The sequence below is a fragment of the Gardnerella sp. DNF00550 genome (assembly GCF_049262685.1).
Classification (GTDB): Bacteria; Actinomycetota; Actinomycetes; order Actinomycetales; family Bifidobacteriaceae; genus Bifidobacterium; species Bifidobacterium leopoldii.
Map to the genome: position 1 here is coordinate 149,626 of NZ_CP058397.1, position 22,776 is coordinate 172,401.

16 protein-coding genes are annotated in these 22,776 nt (G+C 43.0%); 14 read left to right on the top strand and 2 right to left on the bottom strand.

Annotation, left to right across the window (positions count from 1 at the left end; genetic code table 11):
* Window positions 1–5 precede the first annotated feature (5 nt).
* Complete coding sequence (locus HXT29_RS00440; protein ID WP_004107296.1) at window positions 6–1,328, top strand: ABC transporter permease; 1,323 nt, start codon at window positions 6–8, stop codon at window positions 1,326–1,328.
* Window positions 1,329–1,433: 105 nt separating this feature from the next.
* Window positions 1,434–2,075 carry an ABC transporter ATP-binding protein gene (locus HXT29_RS00445; RefSeq protein WP_004107298.1) on the top strand — a complete coding sequence of 214 codons (642 nt, stop codon included), beginning with the start codon at window positions 1,434–1,436 and terminating at the stop codon, window positions 2,073–2,075.
* 321 nt (window positions 2,076–2,396) lie between these two features.
* On the opposite strand, the gene glnA is transcribed toward HXT29_RS00445, so the two are convergent.
* Window positions 2,397–3,833, bottom strand: coding sequence for a type I glutamate--ammonia ligase (gene glnA / locus HXT29_RS00450; RefSeq protein WP_004107300.1), 1,437 nt, complete (start codon window positions 3,831–3,833; stop codon window positions 2,397–2,399).
* A 191-nt stretch (window positions 3,834–4,024) separates the two neighbouring features.
* Here glnA and HXT29_RS00455 point away from each other — a divergent pair, with 191 nt between their 5' ends.
* From HXT29_RS00455 to HXT29_RS00510, 12 genes are all read left to right on the top strand, one after another.
* On the top strand, window positions 4,025–5,605 hold the full coding sequence (locus HXT29_RS00455) for an AI-2E family transporter (RefSeq protein WP_422118375.1): 1,581 nt from the start codon (window positions 4,025–4,027) through the stop codon (window positions 5,603–5,605).
* Window positions 5,602–6,828, top strand: coding sequence for a glycosyltransferase family 2 protein (locus HXT29_RS00460; RefSeq protein ID WP_032835541.1), 1,227 nt, complete (start codon window positions 5,602–5,604; stop codon window positions 6,826–6,828). Before HXT29_RS00455 ends, HXT29_RS00460 begins: the two co-directional genes overlap by 4 nt.
* Before the next feature lie 508 nt (window positions 6,829–7,336).
* Window positions 7,337–8,251 carry an ABC transporter ATP-binding protein gene (locus HXT29_RS00465; RefSeq protein WP_422118376.1) on the top strand — a complete coding sequence of 305 codons (915 nt, stop codon included), beginning with the start codon at window positions 7,337–7,339 and terminating at the stop codon, window positions 8,249–8,251.
* Window positions 8,252–8,265: 14 nt separating this feature from the next.
* Window positions 8,266–9,918 carry a hypothetical protein gene (locus HXT29_RS00470; protein ID WP_162861590.1) on the top strand — a complete coding sequence of 551 codons (1,653 nt, stop codon included), beginning with the start codon at window positions 8,266–8,268 and terminating at the stop codon, window positions 9,916–9,918.
* Between the two features lie 74 nt (window positions 9,919–9,992).
* A complete protein-coding gene (locus tag HXT29_RS00475; RefSeq protein ID WP_422118377.1) occupies window positions 9,993–11,747 on the top strand; it encodes a D-alanyl-D-alanine carboxypeptidase in 1,755 nt (584 codons plus the stop codon).
* Window positions 11,748–11,793: 46 nt separating this feature from the next.
* Entirely contained in the window at window positions 11,794–12,912 is a 1,119-nt protein-coding gene (gene tilS, locus HXT29_RS00480; protein ID WP_174163697.1) for a tRNA lysidine(34) synthetase TilS, read from the top strand.
* Entirely contained in the window at window positions 12,887–13,441 is a 555-nt protein-coding gene (hpt, locus tag HXT29_RS00485; protein WP_101886119.1) for a hypoxanthine phosphoribosyltransferase, read from the top strand. Before tilS ends, hpt begins: the two co-directional genes overlap by 26 nt.
* Window positions 13,442–13,502: 61 nt before the next feature.
* Complete coding sequence (ftsH, locus tag HXT29_RS00490; protein WP_101886118.1) at window positions 13,503–15,812, top strand: ATP-dependent zinc metalloprotease FtsH; 2,310 nt, start codon at window positions 13,503–13,505, stop codon at window positions 15,810–15,812.
* A 274-nt stretch (window positions 15,813–16,086) separates the two neighbouring features.
* Window positions 16,087–17,322 carry a hypothetical protein gene (locus HXT29_RS00495; RefSeq protein WP_032842550.1) on the top strand — a complete coding sequence of 412 codons (1,236 nt, stop codon included), beginning with the start codon at window positions 16,087–16,089 and terminating at the stop codon, window positions 17,320–17,322.
* Window positions 17,322–17,825 carry a DUF3180 domain-containing protein gene (locus tag HXT29_RS00500; RefSeq protein ID WP_422118378.1) on the top strand — a complete coding sequence of 168 codons (504 nt, stop codon included), beginning with the start codon at window positions 17,322–17,324 and terminating at the stop codon, window positions 17,823–17,825. Before HXT29_RS00495 ends, HXT29_RS00500 begins: the two co-directional genes overlap by 1 nt.
* A 153-nt stretch (window positions 17,826–17,978) precedes the next feature.
* The gene (ettA, locus tag HXT29_RS00505) at window positions 17,979–19,655 is read left to right on the top strand and encodes an energy-dependent translational throttle protein EttA (RefSeq protein ID WP_174163703.1); all 1,677 of its coding nucleotides are present in this window, start codon (window positions 17,979–17,981) and stop codon (window positions 19,653–19,655) included.
* 293 nt (window positions 19,656–19,948) lie between these two features.
* Complete coding sequence (locus HXT29_RS00510; protein WP_112928787.1) at window positions 19,949–21,877, top strand: DEAD/DEAH box helicase; 1,929 nt, start codon at window positions 19,949–19,951, stop codon at window positions 21,875–21,877.
* 427 nt (window positions 21,878–22,304) lie between these two features.
* On the opposite strand, the gene HXT29_RS00515 is transcribed toward HXT29_RS00510, so the two are convergent.
* The gene (locus tag HXT29_RS00515; RefSeq protein WP_004107331.1) at window positions 22,305–22,727 is read right to left on the bottom strand and encodes a DUF3052 domain-containing protein; all 423 of its coding nucleotides are present in this window, start codon (window positions 22,725–22,727) and stop codon (window positions 22,305–22,307) included.
* Window positions 22,728–22,776 lie beyond the last annotated feature (49 nt).

Below are 22,776 nucleotides of genomic sequence, written 5' to 3' on the forward strand. Positions count from 1 at the left end.
ACATTATGAATGGTGAAGTAATTTCTTTATGTGCTCGAGCGAAACTTGCAATATTGCGCAAACCTCGACGTAACGCAATAATTGTGCTGATTATGACTCTTGTTTTAAGTGCGCTAGTTTCACAAGCTGGTATCAGTGCTTCTGTTGAGGGTGCTAGGGATCGTATTCAATCCAGTATTGGCTTAGGTTTTACTGTACGAGCAAAAACTCGAGGTGAAACTCTTCCAGAGCAAAGTAATGCAAATTCTAATTCTGCTACTGCTACATCTAGTTCCTCAATTCCTCAAGATTTGGGCGCAAATGAAGGAATTGACTCTAGTCAAATTCGTAAATTTGCTGCGATTTCGAGCGTAAAAACTGTAGTGGAAGAGCGCGATGTTTTAGCTGTGCCTGTTGGAAAGCAACTTGTGCTTTCTGCGCAGGGTCCTAGACTAGACGATGATGTTTTGGCTCATGCTGCTGGAATTACTGGCACAACAAATTCTCGATTATCTCAAGGTTTTCAAGAAGGATTGTACCGTTTAGAACAGGGTGAGCATATTACTAATCGTTCTGTAAGTAGCGCAATAGTGCATCGTGATTTTGCTAAGAAAAATAATCTTAAGATTGGTTCTACTATAATTCTTAAGCAGGGGTTTAATGTAAAAGTTCGCGTTGTTGGCATTTTTGCCGGCAAATTGCAAACTAAAGGAGCGCTTCCTTCGGATACGTCAGAAAACCGCATATTTACTGACTTAAGTTCTGCGTTGTCTTTGGCGGGTTCTTCTAATCGAAGTGTTTTGCGTTGTGTTGTTGAGCATTCTGATTTATTAGCTAGTGCAATACGGGAGGCTAAAAGTATTGCTGGCAAGTGGGCAGATGTAGAGCAGAATGCTTCGCAATTGTCTGATGTAATAAGCTCGGTTAACTCTGTGCAACAACTTGTGCGAATGATTTTTGTGGCACTAAGTTTTGTTGGTATTTTAGTGCTTGGACTTGTATTAGTGTTCTGGGTTAGAGGACGTATGCACGAGATTGGCGTACTTATGTCTATTGGATTATCTAGAGCAATAATAGTTAGTCAATTGCTTGTTGAAATAGTGATACTCAACATTGTGTCATTCGTCATTTCGCTAGGCTTTGGTGCTGCTTTTTCTGGCGTTATTGGTTCTGTGATTTTGCATAGTGCTGATTCGTCATTTATTGCGGATGGTATGCCAGTATTGCCATTGCTGCAAACTCTTGCTGCTTTTGTTATTGGTTTGCTTATTTCAATAGTCGCATTACTTGTTGCAGTGCTGCCAATATTAATAAAGAAGCCTCGGCAAATACTAAGTGCCATGAGTTAGCAGAAATGTAGTTGCGTATGCGAATTTTCTACTAAAAGCGCAATCGCATAAATGGAACAAATCGTATAAATCATATTTAAATTATGTAAAAATAAGGAGCTTATTATGTCGGCTTTATTGCAATTAAAAAATGTGAAGTACACTTACGGACCTGCAAATATTGCGGTATTAAATGACGTGAATGCAGATTTCGAAATTGGCAAAATGTACAGTATCATGGGAGCTTCTGGAGCAGGAAAGTCTACTATGCTCTCACTTTTAGCTGGATTAGATACTCCTTATAAAGGTGAAGTATTGTTCAATGGTGAGGATATTGCAAAAACAGGATATGTTGAGCATCGCAAAAAACATATTTCACTTGTTTTCCAGAATTTTAATCTTATTGACTATTTGACGCCATTAGAAAATTTGCGATTAGTAAATTCACATGCTGATGTTCAAGTGCTAATAGATCTTGGGTTAACTGAAGAAGAAGCAAATCGTAACGTCACTAAACTTTCTGGTGGTCAACAGCAGCGTGTTGCAATTGGACGAGCTTTAGTATCTTCTGCGCCGGTAATTTTAGCTGATGAGCCTACTGGAAGTCTTGACCCTGCAACAACTAAAGAAGTTATTGCAATATTAAAAAAAGCTGCTAGAGAGCATGGCAAATGTGTGATTGTTGTTACTCATGATTCGAAGGTCGCATCTCAAGCTGATGTAAAATACGTGCTAAAAAATAAACAGCTAACGCGACAATCTGCTTGAGCGCACGAATCGGCGAGTTTCGGACACTCGTGCAGTTGGCGCGCTGCGTTATGGTCTCTTAATCCTGTTATTCGGACACGCGTGCAGTCGTCGTGCTGCGCGCGTAACGCATGTTTCCGTTTTTTCGTTAATGGCGCAGATTGCGCTCGCTTACGAAACTCGCGTTGGAAGTCCACTGGACTTCCAACTTAAGCGAGTGTCCGCTCCGAGTTGCCTTCGCGCGCTAAATCGCAGCGCTCAGGCAGGTCGTCGCGCAAAACAATAAGCCGACTCTGCGAAATCGTAGAGTCGGCTTATTGGCTAGAAGAACTTAACTACAAATCAGATGTGGAAGTAAAGCTCATACTCGAGTGGAGTTGGAGCCAAGCGCGCCATATCCATTTCCTCATGCTTCAAATTCAGCCAAGTTTCAATCAAGTCGCTAGTAAATACGTCGCCTTGCATAAGGAAGTCGTGATCCTCTTCCAAAGCTTGCAAAGCCTCACCAAGTGAAGAAGGAACTTGCTTAATGCCGTCATGCTCCTCTGGAGGAAGCTCGTACAAATCTTTATCAACAGGGGCAGGAGGCTCAATATGGTTAACAACACCATCCAAACCTGCCATAAGCTGAGCGGAGAATGCTAAGAATGGGTTGCATGAAGGATCCGGTGCACGGAACTCAATTCGCTTAGCAGCAGGTTCCGTACCAGCAAGAGGAATACGAATAGCTGCAGAACGGTTACGAGCAGAGTAAACCAAGTTGACTGGAGCTTCGTATCCTGGAACCAAGCGATGGTAAGAGTTAAGCGAAGGATTCGTAAATGCAAGCACAGAAGAAGCGTGCTTAATCAAGCCGCCAATGTACCAACGTGCAATATCAGAAAGTTGAGCGTAGCCAGTTTCTGCATAGAACAATGGCTTGCCATCCTTCCAAAGCGACTGATGGCAGTGCATGCCGGTGCCGTTATCTCCAGCAATTGGCTTTGGCATAAATGTTGCAGCCTTACCAGCTAAAGCAGCAGTTTCATGAACCACATACTTGTACTTCATCAAATCGTCGCCAGCATGAACAAGCGTATTGTAACGGTAGTTGATTTCCTGCTGACCTGCACCGCCGACTTCGTGGTGAGAACGCTCAAGAATCAAGCCGACCTTTTGTAAATTGCAAACCATGTCATCGCGCAAATCCTGATTGTGATCTACTGGTGGCACAGGGAAGTAGCCGTGCTTTACGCGGTTCTTAAAACCAATATTGTTGCTGCCGTCATCCTCAGTGTCAATTCCGGAATTCCAAGGAGCTTCGTTAGAATCAACCTCATAGAAGGAGCGTTGCATGTCGTTAGCAAAACGCACCTTATCAAAAATGAAGAACTCAGCTTCAGGAGCAAAGCTTGCAGTGTCAGCAATGCCAGTGGACTTCAAGTAAGACTCTGCTTTAATAGCGACCTGACGAGGATCCCTAGAATATGGCTCATCTGTTACAGGATCAACAATAGAGAAAGCAACATTCAGAGTCTTATGCTTACGGAATGGGTCAATATAAGCAGTGTCAACATCTGGAATAAGCTTCATATCTGATTCGTTAATAGCCTGGAAGCCTTGCATTGAAGAACCATCGAACGCCATTCCATCAGTGAAAGCACTGTGCAAGAACTCATCAGCAGGAACAGTAAAGTGCTGCTGAACGCCAATTAAATCAGTAAATCGTACGGATACGTATTCAATGCCTTCCTTTTCAATAAGGGCTGCGGCATCTTCTTTAGTTTGCAAAGTGGTCATGGCCACCATTCCTTTCTTAAAAAACCCAGTAATGAGTTTATGACTATGAATGCCATTTTGGATTTCAGCGACTCGAATATCTCGTTACGTTTGTGTTACATAATGTTACGTGTAGTTGCGTAGATGCGAATAAATCAATACTACATGCCGCTAATTCGCATTCATCAGTTCGCGCAGTTACAATAGTACCTATGAATTACCAAGAGCAAGAAATGCATGAATATAAGATGCATGAGCATATTAAGGAAAGTGAAAATAAGCTAGATTTAGCTTCACTTTTCCCAGCCAAAGGCGATGATAGAAGGCCGCCAGATTGGCTAGGTCGTGCACTTATTTACGTTGCAATTGTTACTTTTGTGTCCATCTTCCTATGGTTCGCTTGGAATAGCATTTCATTCATTGTTTTCGATGTTGTGATTTCTATTTTTATTGCGCTCGCAATGGAACCGCTTGTTGTCCGGTTAATTAAGCATGGTTGGAGGCGAGGAGTTGCTTCTGGCTTTACGCTAACGGGCTTGCTTGTTGTAATTAGCTTGCTACTTGCTTTGTTTGGTAATTTATTTGCTCAGCAGGTTGTTTCAATGGTTATGGGCTTGCCTGATTTATACAATCAATTTGCAAATTTTGTGCTTCACTATACCGGTTTTAAAATGCCTAATATTGAGCAGCTTGGCATGGAAATTTTGAAGCATGTGCAAACATCTTGGGTTGTTGATTTTGCTGGCCAAGCACTTAACACAACATGGGGATTGATGACTGTTCTGCTTGATTTGCTTACCATTATTATGGTTACGTATTACATTTCTGCAGCAGGTCCGGCTATGCGTCGTAGCATGTGCCGTTGGATGAATCCGCAAGCTCAGCGTCGTTTCCTATTTATTTGGTCAGTTGTTCAAGAGCAGATTTCGAGCTTCTTATTTTCGCGAATTATTTTGGCAGCGATTAACGCAGTGGGTACCGCAATTTTCCTTATTGTGATGAATATACCGTATTGGCTTCCGCTATCCTTATTCTGCGGAATTGTTTCGCAGTTTGTGCCTACAATTGGTGGCTATTTGGGTGGAGCTTTGCCTATCTTGGTTGCGTGGGGTTCCAATGGTTTTGGTGCGGCTGTTGCAACATTAATTTTTATTACGATTTATCAGCAAATTGAGAACATGATTATTTCGCCGAAGATTTCCGAAAAGACTATGGATCTGAATCCTGCAGTAGCTTTTATTTCAGTTCTTGTAATGGGCGCTGTATTTGGTGCTCTTGGAGCATTTTTGGCTTTGCCTGTGACTGCAAGTTTGCAAGCAATTTTTAGAGTATGCACGAAGCAATATAGTTTAGTTTCTTCTCCGCTTATGAACGATCCTCACCCTGATCACACTTCTATTATTGTTCGTTGCGTTGAGGCGATTGGCCGTAAGTTCATGAATCCAATGAGTGAAAGTGTTCATCGTGTAATGAAAGGCACAAGCTCTCGCATTTCTCTGAACGAGGATATTTTATATTGGTATAAGCAAGCTTATGTGTCAGATTCTGACGATGCGAATAGTAGTAAAGTTTCCTCTAACGATTCTGATCAAACTGATGTATTGGCAACAATGCCAATTTCGCGCGAAATATTAGATGCCGTAAATAAAGATATTGCAAAGCGTAAAGTAGATTCTGAAAATAAGGATTCTCCTAAAGCAAAATTGCAAGTAGGCGAGTCTAAAATAGTAAACAATACAAAAAATAGTAAAAGTAACGTAAAAAATAATCCACGGAGCGGATGGAAGCGATGATTCTTCTATCAATATTTGATGTACTAGTAATACTTATTGGCATAAGCGGTGTTGTGTATCAAGGTGTTTGTGCCGTTGCATCTTTATTCGCTAAGCCTATTGTTTTTCCTGAAGCGCCAATGGATAAGCATTATGCTGTGCTTATTTCTGCGCGCAATGAGGAAGCTGTTATAGGTAATCTTATTCATTGCATTCAAACTCAAACATATAGACAAGATTTTATTGATATTTGGCTTGTTGCAGATAATTGCACTGATTCTACTGCGCAAGTTGGTCGCAATTGCGGATGCAACGTAATTGAACGTTTTGATAAAGAGCATATTGGTAAAGGTTATGCGCTCAGCTATCTCCTCGATCATATTATGAAAATTGGTGCGGATAAAGTTTATGACGCGTACTTTGTTTTCGATGCAGACAATAAACTTGATCCGCATTATTTTGAGGAAATGAATAAAGGTTTCCACGCAGGATATCAAATTTTAACTAGCTACCGTAATTCCGTGAATCTTTCAGATAATTGGGTTTCTTCCGGCTCTGCACTTTGGTTTATTCGAGAATCGCGATTTACTAACAACTCTCGAATGCTATTCGGTTCGAGTTGCCATGCTGGTGGAACTGGATTCATGTTCTCGCGTGAGATTATGCACAGAAATAGCGGATGGAAATTCCATCTTCTTACTGAGGATCTTGAATTCACTATGGACGCTATTCTTCACGGAGACAAAGTTGGATATTGCGGTTCTGCAGTATTATATGACGAACAGCCTGTGTCGTTTAGGCAGAGCTGGAGGCAGCGTCTTCGTTGGAGCAAGGGATTCTTGCAAGTATTTCGTTACTATGGAGCAGCTCTTATTCGACATGGTATTCGCGAAAGAGATTTTTCGTCGGTTGATTTTACGCTTATGCTTTTCCCGTTTATGGTTTTGGCTGTTGCAAGAATAATACTTGGTTTTATTTTTGCCGCATTTGGATTCGTAACATGGATGAGTCAAATTTCTTCAATGATTAATTTCATTACCACTACTGTTACAAGCGTTTTAGGCATGATGATATTTGTGTCACTCACTATTTTGGTTGAACACGATAAGCTTGGGGCCACGAATAAGGAGCTGTTTGCGTACGCTCTTAGCTTCCCGATTTTTATGCTTTCGTACGTGCCTATTGCGTTCCAAGCTATTTTCTCAAAGAGCGAGTGGAAGCCGATTCAGCATACCGGTCGCTGAGTGAAAGAATGAAATTCTATAGTGTGGAGCGAGTTTTGGGGGATTTTTCTCCTCGCGCGTCCCGTCCTTCAGTCGCTTTGACTGTTAAAGGCGTTTATTGTGTTCGCCTTTCTTTAAAGAATGTTGCTCCATCAGTCCTCTTTTAGCGCTCGTAGAGAAATCCCCCAAACTCTGCGTGCTAACCATTAATAACCTCATCTTATCGCAGAGATTTTTCGATTTTTCTTCTTCGCTTGGCGAATCAGCAGCCTGCGGCTCTGACGTTCGCCGCGCTCAGTGCGAAAAATCTCAAATCTCTACCACACGAATATTAGTACAGTGAAGGTAGCGTACGGAACAGTGATCTGGTGTGATGGTAGGAGGATTTGGGGTGGTGAGTGCGGCGGCTGATGGCGTTGTGATTGCGCAAAGATTGCGAGTATGAGATAATAGAAACCTCTATGTAAACGCTTGCTTGCGTAGCATTGTGGCGCGATGCGTGCGTTTATCTGTATACTGCGAGGTTCTTATGGTAGATTCTATTCCGTCTGAATATCCGTCCGGAAATGCTTTTGCTAGCAGCGTTCCGGTTTTTGGCGCAAACACTTATTCGAGTGATGCTAGCGATAGCAATGCAGATGTTCCAGCGGTTTCTATTCGCGGATTTGTTAAGACTTTTGGCAAGAAAGTTGCTGTAGATAATCTTTCGTTGAGCATTCCAGCAGGCTCTTTCTACGGATTGGTAGGTCCGAACGGTGCCGGCAAAACCACTACGATTAAAATGCTTACGGGCTTGCTTATGCCGGATGCTGGCTCAGCTTCGATCTTTGGCAATGACGTTTGGAGCGATGTAAATAGTGCTAAGCGCGCAATCGGTTTAATGCCTCAAGCCGATGAGATTTTTAAGACGATTACCGGCCTTCAACTTTTAACATACGCTGGCATGCTTCGCGATATGAGTCGCGCAGAATCCGTAAAGCGTGCAAACGATTTGCTTTCTGCTTTCGACTTAACAGAAGCTTCAAACACTATGGTTTCTGACTATTCAACTGGTATGACTAAGAAGATTTGCCTTGCAACAGCTATGATTCACAGCCCTCGCGTACTTGTATTGGACGAGCCTTTTGAGGCAGTTGATCCTGTTTCTAGCGCAAATTTGAAGGATATTCTCGCCGAGTATGTTTCTACTGGCGGTACGGTGATTATTTCTTCGCACGTTATGGAATTGGTTGAAAAAATGTGCTCGCACGTGGCGATTATTAACGAAGGTCATGTTGCAGCTTCTGGCACTCTTGAAGAGGTGGCTCAGGGCAAAGATCTTGAAGATCGCTTTATGGAGCTTGTTGGCGGACGTCACGCGGCTGCGCGCATTGATTGGCTTAACGGCGGCAAGTCTGATAACGCTGCTGTCGCTTCTACCGAGTCTGCTAATCTCAACGCCTAATAAGGATGGCCATAATGTCTATGATTTTTACCATGGTTCGCCTTCGCTGGGCGCTTACTTTTTCCGTTATGCGAAAGTCGATTTGGCAAAAAATCGGCTTTGGTATAGTCATTGTTTTTGGACTTGCGATTATATGCGCTCTTGGTTTTGCGGGCTGGCAAGCAGGAAAGTATCTTAATCCAGGAATGCTTGCAGATACTAAAAATTGGCAGGAATTTCAGTTCGCTCCAATAATGGTTGCGTCGATTGTGTCAATTTTTACGCTGTTTATAAACCTATTTATGTTCGGCAGTGACACAACACTAAAGTCGCGTAGTTTTGCGCTTTACGGCATTCCCTACGTAAAGCAGCAAGCTGGTATGCTTCTTGGCTCCCTTTTTGGAGCGCTTTCAATAAGCTGCACAATCGCGCTTGCTTTGTGGTCTTTAGCGTACAGAAACTTTGGGATTGTGCCGGTTTTAGTAAGCGTAATTGCAGCTCCGCTTTACGTTGCAACAATCGTGTCTTTAAGCAAAATGCTTATTGAGCTTTTGGATACTATTTTAATAAACAAGCGTTCAAGAAACATTTTTTACTTTGCTATTTTTGTAGCGTATATGATTTTTGTTTCCACTATGAATATTGGTAACAAAAGTCCAAGAGGAATTGTGTTTGGCTTAGGTTTTTGCTCTGCGTCCGCTTTTACTCCATTAAGTGCTGCTATGGCTTTGCCTCTTGACGCCATTAATGGCAATTGGCTTGCGCTTGTTATTCGCTTCTTTATTTGCGTACTAACGATTGCTGCTTGCTTTGCAATCTCTGTATTTTGCGCAAAATTAGAGCCTAAGCTACTTCGCGGTGAGCAAAAAACAGTTGTTAAAACTAAGGGAATCGGCTTCTTTGCAGCAGTTCCAGACAACACAGTCGGTGCGATTATTGCGCGAATTATTAGCGTTATGAGAAGAGATATGCGTCAACTATTTTTGCTTCTTACGCCGCTTTTTATTCTGATAGTTGCAGGAGGAACTAGTTTTAATGCTAAAGGATTTGGTTCTATAGCACAGGATATAGGCGTTTCTAGCTGGCTTATGTATGCTGCTTTGCTTATGGGCATGGTTGTTGGAAACAATATTGCATACGATGGCACAGCTTTTACTATGCACGCGATTATTGGAGTAAAAGGTTTGCACGATCGTTTAGCGCACGCAATAGTTTGGTCCGTGATTTGCGCTGTGTACTTTGCAATTCTTGGAATAGGGGTTTACGCTTTCCTTTTCTTTGTAGCAAATGTTAAGCAAAATATGAATGCAGTTATGTTCCAAACTCTTTCTCCAATTGGAGTAGCTTTTGCGACCATAGGCATTGGCTTAATTTCTTCGTGCATAGCAATGTACCCTGTAGCGTCAATCGAAAAGCCATTTTCTAGGCCGCAAGGTTCTGCAGGCGCTAGATCTTTTGCTCCAATAGGTTTTTCGCTTCTTTCTGCAGTATGCATGATTCCGTCTATTGCTGCAGCTATGACGTTTTTGGCTATTAACACGAATCTTTTGTGGATTGCATGCATTCTGTTCGTAGTAAACGGATTTGTTGTGTTGGTTGTTGGCGTAATTCTTGGCGGCAAAGTGATGGATAAGCGCATGATTCGCATTGTAGAAAACTTGCGCAGATTTGCGTCGATTACTGCGTAACTTATGCACGCTTTGTTGCAAGCGCAATGTATAGTTAAGCGCGGTATTTGCAATCGATTTAAAGGTGTGCTCGCATGGAAAGTAGTAAAGGCTCAAATGATGCCTTAAATACTCCTAATGCGAGCACGCCAACGCAAAGCGGCGAATCCAACAAAAGTATCGAGCCTAAAGCAAGTAGTGAATCTAAACCAAGTAGTGCACAGAAGAAAAGTAAATACGCTGCTATGGTTTTAAGAAGCCAATATCCTTCTCGTTGGCGATTACTTATTGCATTTATAGCAGTTATAGTTAGTGCAGCAATTATTTTTACTTATTTTTTGCTTGACGTATACGATATTCTTCCTGGTCCTTTGACGTTGCGAAGCCAACATTATGCTGTAACTGTTTCTTCTCCTAAATCACTTTTGCGAGTTAATTCACTAGCTAAAGGCGTGACTTATGGTAAAGAAATAAATCATTCGCAAGCTCAAAAACTTATTGACGAGTTGGTTTCCGATGCTTCTATGAGTAGCAGCACTTCAGCAGTAATTATGGATGCTAATGGGCGAGTAGTTGCTTCACATGAGCCAAATGCTTTAAGAGAGCCAGCATCAACGCTTAAAACTTTAACTGCTAGCGTGGCTTCTCGCACTCTTGACATGGGTTCAACTCTTGATACTCAAGTATTTTTGTTGCCTAAAACAGGCGGTGAACCAGAACGAGCTTCTAGTGCGAATGCTAGAAAGCTTGTGCTTCGCGGCAATGGTGACATGCTTCTTGGCGTTGGAGAAAACGATTGGAACCATGTTAATGGCAGAGCAGGCTTAACGACATTAGCGAGAAGAACAGCCAACGCTTTGAAACTTGAAAATATTCGCACAGTTTCTTTAGCTGTTGATGACTCATTGTTTGGCGCAAAACGTGCTCCTGATTTGATTTATGAAACAGATGTTGAACGACGCTTTTATGCTCAAACGTCATCTTTGGCTATAGATGATGCTCGTCAGCGTGACCTTTCAGTGCAAGGTGTTGACGCTGATGCTATGACAGATTTTCCGCTTTCTGATCCTCATCCTGCTTTAAGTGTCGGTCGTGTTTTTGCTAAATTATTAAGCAAACAAGGAATAGTTATAAGTAATTATTCTAATAAAACCACTTCTGACGAAAAAAATTCCGCTTCAGACTCGTCTGCAGATGATTCTTCTGAAAATAACAAAGATTCTGAAAATGAAAATAAATCTGCACAATCTGAAAATTTTGTAATACCAGTAAGCGAAACTAAATCGTTAATATCATCTAATTCGCGTTTAATTGCACAAGTTTCTTCTGCACCTTTAAACGAAATAATGGCATATACGCTTCGTATTTCAGACAATACATTGGCGGAAGAGTTTGGTCGTTTGACTGCGCTTGCAACTCACAAATCCAATTCTCCGGAGGGTGCAGTTCAGGCAGTAAAAGAAGGATTACGCAAGCTCAATATCGATATACGTGGTTTGCATATGTCTGATTGCTCAGGCTTGTCTCCAAAATCAAGGTTGCGCGCAACAACGCTAGCTCAAGTACAAGTGCTTAATATTAAAGCCGATTCTGGAGGTGCTGCAGCTGCTGAAGGATTGTCTCTTCCTGGTTTAGTTGGAACAGCAAGAAAGCGTTTAGCGGATGAATCTTCTGCCGGCATGCTTCGCGTAAAGACTGGTTCTTTAAGTGAAGTTACTTCTATGGTTGGTAATGTATCTAGGAAAAGTGGTGGAGTGCTAACTTTCGCTGTTGTTGCGAACCAGCCAGCTGATATTTGGGGAGCATTCGTAGCGATTAATAAGTTTATGGCAGAATTGCCAAAACTATGATTTATGAGTTGCAATTTAGCGTTATTGGCGCGTTACACTAGAAGCTATGGTGTATTCTTCTCGTATACGCGCAGGAATTGGCGCAATCAAGCATTGTTTTGACGAACTTTCGTTGTGTGCTCAAGACGCGCGTTTTTCCGAACACGGCAATCACGCGACAGATGTTGATGCTCCTCTGGTTCTTATTGCGTGCTCTGGAGGTAGAGATTCTCTTGCACTTACAGCATTGAGCGTGATTGTGTGCGCAAGTAGAGGTATTCGTTGCGGTGTTGTAATAGTAGATCACCATTTGCAGCCGCACTCAACTGAAATTGCTAATATTGCTGCTAAGCATTGTTTGCAATCTGGAATAGACGAAAAGTACGTGTATATTCAATCTGTGAACGTCGAAGATTCTGGAGAAGGCGAAGAGTCTGCTGCAAGAAATGCTAGGTATCAAGCAATTATTGAGGTTGCTAAAAAGCAGCAAGCTGCAGCCGTGCTTTTAGCTCACACTGCAAATGATCAAGCAGAAACTGTAATGATGGGGTTAAAAGATTCTGCAGGTTTAGAAGCAGTTGCTGGCATGAAAGCAGTGACATTGCGTCAAAACGTGCTTTTTGCAAGGCCTCTTATTAAGCTTACTAGAGAAGATACTACTGGTATTTGCGAGGATCTAGGTATTTCATGGTGGGATGATCCTACAAATGGTGACGATATTTCGCAAAATGAGGAACTTTCAGAAAATTATCCATTGAGATCTCGAGTTAGACACACGTTAATGCCTTATATTTCGCGATTTTTTAATGCGAATATGGTTACTTTGCTTTCTCGCGGAGCTGAAATAGCTAGAGACGATCTTGACTATATTAATTCTCAAGTTGACGAAGTTAGTTCACAAGTGATGGAATTTGATAAAAATGCGAAAACTGTTAGGTTAAAAGCTGATAAATTAGCGCAATATCATCCATCAATTCGTAGACGAATTATAGTGCGTGCGTTAAGTGAGCTTGGTCTGCGTTTCTCGTCAAGTCACATATCTGCAGTGGACGAACTATGTACAAAATGGCATGGCCAGAAGCCTTTTTCGCTGCCAAATTATTATGAAGCGACTCGGCTCTCGCGCAATATCGTCATTCGCTTATGCAAAGATAGTGAACATGCAAATTGCAGATATACGAGATGACATCGACTATGAATTAATTAGCCACGAAGACCTTATGAAGCGTATTCGTGAAGTTGCTAAACAAGTAAGTGAAGATTACAAAAACCGTAATGTTTTGCTTGTTGCAGTTCTAAAAGGTGCTGTAAATACTCTTGCTGTATTTTCGCAAGAATTAAGCATTAACGCATCAATGGACTTTATGAGCTTGTCTAGTTACGGCAGTGGCACTCAAACTAGCGGACAAATTACTGTCCGCGAAGATTTAAGTACTGATGTGCGCGGTCGAGATGTGCTTATTGTAGAAGACATTGTTGATTCCGGTCGCACGCTAGCTTGGCTTGTAGATGAGCTAAAAGGTCGTGGTGCTGCAAGTGTAAAAGTTTTTGCATTGCTCAGTAAGCCTGCACGTCGCGAAGTAGACGTACAAATCGACTACTCGGGCTTTGAAATTCCTGATGCATTTGTCGTTGGTTTCGGAATGGACTACGACGAACGCTACCGCAACCTCAATAGTATTGCGGTATTAAAGCCATCAGTGTATGGTGCTTGATTTTATAGATTCTATTCAGAATTTTTATATAAATTGAGGAGTTTGAAAGGAGCCTTATTACATGGGCGCTTCTCCTATGACACCGCAAGGCCCAATGGGCGGTCCTGGGCGTGGAAATAACGGAAATAATCCGTTTTTAAATCCACGCAACCCTAGGAATCAGCGAAACAACGGTCAGCAGGGCAAGAATAATAAAAATAACGAGAACAACCATAACAATCGTCGTTCCTTCTGGCAGTCGCCATGGACGTGGATTGTGCTTCTTGTGTTGCTTTCAGTTGTCGGATTCCAAATGTTTGTTCATAACGGATCGCAAACTATCGATACTCAGGATGGTATTGAGTTAGTGCGATCTCATAAAGCAAGTTATGTGGAAATTATTGACAATAAACAGTTAGTTAAGCTTACGCTTGATAGTCCGTTTAAGAAGTTCGATAAACGAAGTAAGCAAAATCGTGACTTTGGCAAGGATGTGCAATTCTACTACGCGTATGCACAAGGTAGGTCAATTGTACAAGAAGTCGAAAAGGCGAAGCCTTCTAACGGCTGGACTGCTAGCTTACAGTCATCTAGCATTATTTCGTATTTGATTACTTCGCTTGTTCCGATATTGTTCTTCCTTGGCATGATTTGGTTCATGTTTAGCAGAATAGGCGGTGCCGGCGGAAGTATGCTTGGCATGGGCGGCGGACGTGGCCGTGGCAAGCTACTCGAAGGTCAGACTCCTAAAACTAAGTTTGCTGACGTTGCTGGCGAACAAGCTGCTGTTGAAGAAGTTGAAGAAATTAAAGACTTCTTGAAGGACCCTTCGCGCTACAAGGCTTTGGGTGCTCGTATTCCGCGCGGTGTGCTGCTTTATGGTCCTCCAGGAACTGGTAAGACTTTGTTGGCTCGTGCTATTGCAGGCGAAGCTGGTGTGCCGTTCTATGCAATGGCTGGCTCTGACTTCGTGGAAATGTTCGTAGGCTTGGGCGCGTCTCGCGTTCGTGAACTTTTTGACGAAGCTAAGAAGAATGCTCCTGCAATCATCTTTATCGATGAGATTGATGCTGTTGGTCGTCGCCGCGGAAGTGGCATGACTGGCGGTCATGATGAGCGCGAGCAGACACTTAATCAGTTGCTTGTTGAGATGGATGGTTTCGACAACGATACTAATTTGATTATTATTGCTGCAACAAACCGTCCAGATGTGCTTGATTCCGCACTTCTTCGTCCTGGTCGTTTTGACCGTCAGGTGGCTGTTGAGGCTCCTGATTTGGAAGGTCGCGAGGCAATTTTGAAGGTTCACGCTAAGGGTAAGCCTTTTGTGCCGGATGTTGATCTTCATATGGTTGCTGTGCGCACTCCTGGTTTTACTGGTGCAGACTTAGCTAACGTGCTTAACGAAGCTGCGTTGCTTTGCGCTCGATCTGGTGCTCAATATATCGATAATCGCGCTATTGATGAGGCAATTGATCGTGTTCAAGCAGGACCTCGACGTAAGTCTAAGGGCATGGCTTTGGATGAATTGCGTAACACTGCTTACCATGAGGGCGGTCATGCTCTTGTTGCTGCTGCGCTGCACCACACGGATCCTGTTACTAAAGTAACGATTTTGCCGCGAGGTCACGCACTTGGATACACTGCTGTGATGCCAACAAGCGACCGTTACTCGCAGTCTCGCAACGAATTGCTGGATCAAATGGCATATGCTATGGGTGGACGCACAGCCGAGGAAGTTGTGTTCCACGATCCAACAACTGGTGCTTCTAACGACATTGAGAAAGCTACTGCCATTGCTCGTAAGATGGTTGTTGAATATGGTTTCTCAGCAAAGCTTGGAGCTGTTAAGTGGATGGATACTGACGAAGATTCTTCTGGTTCACTCGATTCTTTGCAACCTCGCAAGTTCTCGAATCGTACTGCTGAAGTAATCGATGAAGAAGTTCATAAGCTTATCGAAACTGCTCATACTGAAGCGTGGGAGATTATTAACAATAATCGTGACGTATTGGATGAGCTGGTTCGTCAGTTGCTCGCTAAGGAAACTCTTAACGAGAAGGAACTTAAGGAAATCTTCAGTAAGATTCGTAAGGCTCCTGAGCGTACTCTTTGGCTTTCGGACGATAGAAGACCAGATTCTGATCTTCCCCCTGTTGAAATTCCAGAAAGTTTGAAGCGCAACGTTGAAGGTAAGAATGAGCAGACTGAAGCTTCTGAACTTTCTGAATCTTCCAATAATGCAACTTCACAAAACCAGCAGTCTGATCAGATGCCTGTTGATACGTCTATTCAAACTCCTGCACCTGCTCCTCGAACTGTTATTGGAACTGTTAAACCACCTGTTAATCCGCCTACTAATCAAAATGACGGTACTCAATTTGGTGCTTAATAGTGTAAATGCAGTGCTAAAAAGCAGATAAAATAAAGTTATTAATAAACGCTGATAACAATATAATTTATTGCTGTCAGCGTTTATTTTTATTTTTCTAAGAATTTAATAATAAAAATTAGTGCTATATGCAAAAAATTACGCATGTTGATTTATATCGAGTACAATATATCAAAATATTAGTTTTGCGTATTATAGGTAAGAGTAATAAAAGATAAATAAACGAATAATTGAAATTTTAAATTGTTTTTATTAGAGAGTAGAAGATGAAATTATGAATACGACCATAAGTTTGAAGGGTATTCGCCCAAGCGGTGACTCAATAGTCATTGGATTATATTCTTCTATTTACATAGATGCTGTTTTAAAAGTTAATTTGAGTAATGCATTAGACGGAGATGAGACTAACGCAATAGATATTCCTCAAATTGCTGAGCGTCTTGCTTTTATGCTTAAACGTTGCGAAAAAGATAGCGAGATTGAGGAGCATCCTGCTATAGCTTTAGAACTTATTGCTAAATCTGTTTTAAATTCTGCTATGCACACTTGGCAAATTAGTGAGGCTGATATTACTGTTCATGCTGCTTTAAGAAGCGAATATTACGGCATGAAAAGCACTGTTGACGATGTTTGTGTTACTTTGAATAGCGTTTCTAGAGAAGAGTTAAATTATTCGGAACGGCGTGTAGTTCCTGAGTCTCTTGCGCATGTTGCTGTTCGCAGTGGAAGCGTATCGGTTGACGATCTTGAGGAAGGCGAAATAGCAGATTACTACCGTTCTCTTATTGAGGAAGATAGAAAAGAAAAGCAACGCAAAGAAGATGAAGACGCTGTTGCAGCTGCTAAAGCTGCTGTTGATATTGCAAATTCTTTCGCAGATGATTATGAAAATAATGGAGATTCACAGTGCTCTTGTGGCGATGAATCTAAAAGTGTCAATTATGGCAATGAGCTTGTTAAAAGAGAAACTAAGTCTCCTTTGTTCCGCATATGTCCAACTCCGTTACAAACAACTGCAGTGATTTCTATGAAGGGTGTCGCGAAACAAGACACGCGTTCTGCTATGCTGAGAATAGTTGCAATGCTCGAGCAGGATAGAGAATCTCGCGTTGACGGTGTATCGGCATTATATGTTGCCAATATGCTTGATGCTGATTATTACGCGGCTGTATTTATTCTGTCTTCGGGTGGTGACGAGTATGAGCTGCTTCGCTTGCTTCGCGCTGTTGCTACTTTGTATAAAGATAAAGTGACTGTGCGAGTGTTGGGTACGCGTTCATATGGTGCTTCTGCTGCTGACACAAGAACTGTTGATGCAGAAAAATTGCCACAACAACTAGCGGAAATGGTGACGGTTGACCCTAAGGCGCCTGAACTTATGCCGTGGATGCAGATAGAGTCGGATGCTGCTTTGGACGATAACTCAGTTTCGTACTCATTAGCGTTTGCTTTTGATGCTCAAACTGTTGGGGTATACTCAGAGCAATGGCTTATAGGGGATGGTTGTTAATGAAAGCGTATCGCACACCTTGGTGGTATCTGGTACTAGGGTTACTGTTTGGCTTTGTGCTGGGCGCATTTCTAGTGTCGTCAACAGAGTCTAGTGCTATGTCGTTAGCAGGAGCTCCGTGGGTTGTTGTTGCAATTATGGTGATTGCTGGCTTAATAACTTTTGTTATGGCATTGCAAACTCATCAAAGTGTTGCCAACAACAAAGATAAGAATAAGAAGCATGTAAGTTCTCAATTTGCTGTTGCGGCTCTTATGCTGTCGAAGGCATTGGGAATGGCAGGTGCTATTTTGTCTGGCTGGTATGTTGGGCAATTGTTAATGAGTTTGCTACACAGTGAGATAATTCTGTATAACTCTGTTGTGCGTGAATGCTCTATTGCTGGCTTGGTGTGCTTTATTGATATGGTTGTTGGCATTTTAGGCGAGTGGCTCTGCCAGATTCCGCCTGAAGATGATTCTGAGTCTGTCAATAAGTCAAATCGTACGCCAGCAACATGCTAGTATTTGCTAGGCTCGTATTTACTAGCTATTAGTTTGCGTAGTTTTATGTAAGTTGCATCTTGCTTGAATTAAGTAGGTAAAAGTATTAAACGCTTTTGACGCAAGTTGCAACAAACGCTGGAATTTCAACGTTTGTAAGGATGGTATATTACTTTGGCTGAATTTGTCTATCAGATGATTAAGGCGCGTAAATCGTATGGAGATCGTGTAATTCTCGACGATGTTACTTTAAGCTTCCTTCCGGGCGCAAAAATTGGTGTTGTGGGTCCGAACGGCATGGGTAAGTCGACGCTGCTGAAAATTATGGCCGGTTTGGAAAATGTGACCAACGGTGAAGCTTCTTTGACTCCTGGCTATACGGTAGGTATTTTGCAGCAGGAACCACCTCTTGATGACACTAAGACGGTTGGCGAAAACATTAAGATGGCTTTTGGTGAGATTGCGCAAAAAGTGGCGCGTTTTAACCAAATCGGCGAAGAAATGGCTAATCCAGACGCTGATTTTGATGCGTTAATGGAAGAAATGGGTAAGCTTCAGACTGAAATTGACGCTGCAAACGGTTGGGATTTGGATTCGCAGCTTGAGCAAGCTATGGACGCTTTGCAATGCCCAGACCCGGATTCTCCTGTTTCTGTGTGCTCTGGTGGTGAAAGGCGTCGAGTGGCATTGTGTAAGCTTCTTCTTGAAGCTCCAGATTTGCTACTTTTGGACGAGCCTACTAACCATTTGGATGCGGAATCTATTTTGTGGCTTGAACAGTTCTTGCACAAGTACGAGGGTGCTGTCATTGCGGTTACGCACGATCGCTACTTTATGGATAATGTTGCAGAGTGGATTTGCGAAGTTGACCGTGGTCAGCTTTATCCATATAAGGGCAATTACTCAACGTATTTGGAAACTAAAGCAAAGCGTATGGAAATCCAGGGTGCCAAGGATGCTAAGCTTGCTAAGCGTTTGAAAAATGAGCTTGATTGGGTGCGCAGCTCGCCGAAGGCGCGTCAGGCTAAGAACAAGGCTCGTTTGGAACGTTACGACCAAATGGAGCAAGAGGCACGTAATTCCAAGAAGCTTGATTTCTCTGAAATTCAAATTCCAGCAGGTCCACGTTTGGGCTCGCAAGTTTTGGAAGCAAAGCATATTCACAAGGCTTTTGGCGACCGTGTGCTAATCGACGACTTGTCGTTTACTTTGCCTCGTAACGGTATTGTTGGCGTGATTGGTCCAAACGGCGTTGGTAAATCTACGCTGTTCAAGACGATTGTGGGCTTGGAGCCTCTTTCTGGTGGCGAGCTGATTGTTGGAGACACTGTGAAGATTTCTTACGTGGATCAGAATCGTGCAGGATTGGATCCTAATAAGAACTTGTGGGAAGCTGTTTCAGGCGGACTCGATTTTATTGAGGTTGCAGGCGTTGAAATTCCTACTCGCGCATATGTTGCAAGCTTTGGATTTAAAGGTTCGGATCAGCAGAAACTTACGGGAGTGCTTTCTGGCGGTGAACGTAACCGTTTGAACTTGGCTTTGACTCTTAAGCAGGGTGGAAACTTGCTGCTCCTCGATGAGCCTACTAACGATTTGGATGTTGAGACTTTGGAAAGCTTGGAAAACGCTTTACTTGATTTCCCAGGCTGCGCTGTTGTGGTTTCACACGATCGTTGGTTCCTCGACAGAGTTGCAACGCATATTCTTGCTTGGGAAGGCGACGACGAGAATCCTGCAAAATGGTACTGGTTCGAAGGTAACTTCCAAGCTTACGAAGAAAATAAGATTGCGCGCTTGGGTGAGGAAGCTGCTCGTCCGCATCGCTTGCACCGTAAGCTCACTCGCTAGTTGAGTTTTGTTTTCATTTATTGGCAGAAACATTTGCCGGTGATTTTTACGGCGTTTGCGCGACGACCTGCTTTCGCGCTTGGAGCGTAGTGCGCGAAAGCAACTCGGAGCGTGAGCTTGCATGGAAAGTCCACTGGACTTTCCATGCAAGCTCAGAAGCGAGCACTTATGGTGCGAGCGTCTTGGCGCTTTTTGACAACATTTGCCGTTATTGTGCCAGGCGTGTGCTAGGCTCGATTAGTTCACGTTTTGAAATTTAAGTTTTGAACACACATATTTTACGAAAGGCTATTGTGCCGCATACTCATCATGCTGCGTTCGCTCAAAAGCGAGGCGCGAAGAATACCAAGAATGATAAAAATACGAATAGTATAAACAATACGAATAATAAAAATAGTTATAAAACAAAAAAGCCTAAAAGCGCCAAAAATACTAGGAAATCAGCTGAAAAACGCAATCCTTTTGAGTATCAGGGGAGCCATAAAAATTATGGTTCTAATCACGAGTTCAATTCACGCAGGGAGCGCAATCGCAAAGCAGAAAAAGCTCGTCAAAAGACGCGCGAAAAAGCCTTGCGTTATGAAGAAGTAGCTATTGCGGATGCTGAACAAGATTTTGCTAAGCATAATATTGATAAAAATAATGTTGCTAAGCATAATAGTGCAAAATCTCATAATACAAAACAAAATTCTGCAATATCTTTGCACCCTACTTCGAAAAAGCAAAAGCAAGATTCTCATAACGCAACAATTATTCCAGACTCTGCCATTGAATCTCGTGAAAATTACCGTGACGATGTAACTTTTGCGCAACTTGGCGTTCCAGAGCCTTTAGTAGAGGTGTTGCGTGCGGATGGGAAAACCACTGCATTCCCAATTCAACAAGCAACGCTTCCCGATTCTTTACAAGGCGCGAATATCCTAGGGCGAGGTCGCACAGGAAGCGGTAAAACATTAGCATTTTCTATTCCACTTGTTGCACGTTTAGCTGAGAATTTTGTTGATTTAATTCATTCTGATAAAAACCGTAAGTCACGCGAGTCTAGCGATATTCCTGCTCCTAGAGCAATAATTCTTGCTCCAACTCGTGAACTTGTGCATCAAATTGATGACGTAATAGCGCCGCTTGCTGCAGCTTATGGCATGCGCACTGTGACAGTGTATGGAGGCGTGAGATACCAACGCCAAGTATCGCAGCTTAAGCAGGGCGCGCAGATTGTGCTTGCTTGCCCTGGTCGTTTGGAAGATTTGTTGCGTCAGGGAGCGCTTACGCTTGAAAAAGTAATGGTTAGCGTGCTCGACGAAGCAGACGAAATGGCGGATATGGGATTCCTTCCTGCTGTTACTAGACTTCTTGAGCAAGTTGCGCCAGATGGTCAACGCATGCTGTTTTCTGCAACGCTTGATAGGCAAGTTTCTACATTAGTTGAGCGTTTCCTTCCAAATGCTGTCGTCCATGCTGTGGATGATGCTGATTGCCAAGTTGATACTATGACGCATCATATTTTTGCTGTGTCAGCAGGGGATAAGTACGAAGTTTTGCGAAAGCTTGCTTCCGGAAAGAAACGTTCTATATTCTTTACGCGCACGAAATATCAAGCGAAGAATATGGCGAAAAAATTTGTGCAGCAAGGTATTCCTGCAGTCGATTTGCAAGGTAATTTGTCGCAGAATCAGCGAGATCGTCATTTGGCTGTGTTTGCTGAAGGCTTGGTACGTGTGTTGGTTGCTACGGACGTTGCTGCGCGAGGTATTGACATTAGCGACGTTGCATTAGTTGTGCAAACTGAGCCTCCTGAGGATCCTAAGTCTTTCTTGCATCGTTCGGGTCGCACTGCTCGAGCTGGTGAAGAAGGCGATGTTGTAACGCTTGTGCTTCCTAATCAAAAGCGCGCTGCCCATATGATGCTTCGCAAGGCTGGAATTCATGCGAAAGCTGAGGATGTGAATCCTGCTTCGCTAGTTTTAGATGAGATTGTGGGTGAAGCTGCTGAGCTTCAAGAAGGCTGGAGTATGCCGGAGCCGGAGCAGCAGAAGCGTAAGGGTCGTGGTCGCGGTCGTGGACGTGGGCAACGCAGTGGGCGCGGGCGTGAGAGTGAGCGTGACGAGCGTAACGGTCGCAGCAGTCGTAATGAGCACGGTGAACGTAGTGAACGCAACGAACGCAGTTGGCGCGGTAAACGTGGCGAGCGTGGTAGTCGTGTTCATCACTTCGGTCGTTAGTTTGGCGGTATTGCGTAACGGTCGTAAGTTTGTTCGCTTTGCATAACAATCGTGAGCTTTAGAAACAAATGCTGTGTTTTTCCGGTATTTGTTTCAGCTTTAGTTTTCTTGTCTGTTGTGGCGCGGGGCTTGCATATTTCTCTCCTCGCGCTTTTATTTGCGCTATTCTTGTGCGTTTTGTCGATTTCGCAAATGATTATGTGTTTTTTACAAAATTGTCCTGTTTTTTGTCGAAAGTATCGGCTGATTTGGTGTTTTTGACAAAAACAGTAGCAATACTACAAAAGTAAGCAGCAAGTTAGCCAGCGATAAGCAAGCGATAAGCGACTTAACAAGAAGCCGAGCTAGCAATTAAGCAAATAAGCAGTTAACCAGGCAGTTACGCAAGTCAATAGTCGGTTAAGCTAGTTACGTCAACTAGCAAATACTACTTAGATTGACCTTTACCAAATGCGCGCAGTTGCACGCCGTTCCAGTCAGCGCTTACGGTTAACGGAGTGGCTGCGTTCATGCCAGCTGTTTTTGCTGCAGATTGAACTGTGCTAGAACTTGGGGAACCTTCGCGACCTGGTTTTGGAGTAAGAACCCACATAGGCGCGTCATCGTCAAGCATATTTGTGGCATCCATAATGGTGTCCGCGAGCTCATCTTCATCGTCGCCGTCGCGCCACCAAATAATCACACCATCAACAGCAGCGTCGTAATCTTCATCTACCAACTCTTCGCCGGTAAGTTTCTCGATGCTTTCGCAAATTGTTTCGTCAACATCGTCATCCCAGAGCCATTGTTGCACAATGTCTCCTGGTTGGAATCCGAATTCCTGTGCATGCTGAAAAGCTATCTGTTCCACGTGATTCAATATATCAAAGCGTCACGAAGTGCGCACATTTGACGGCGTG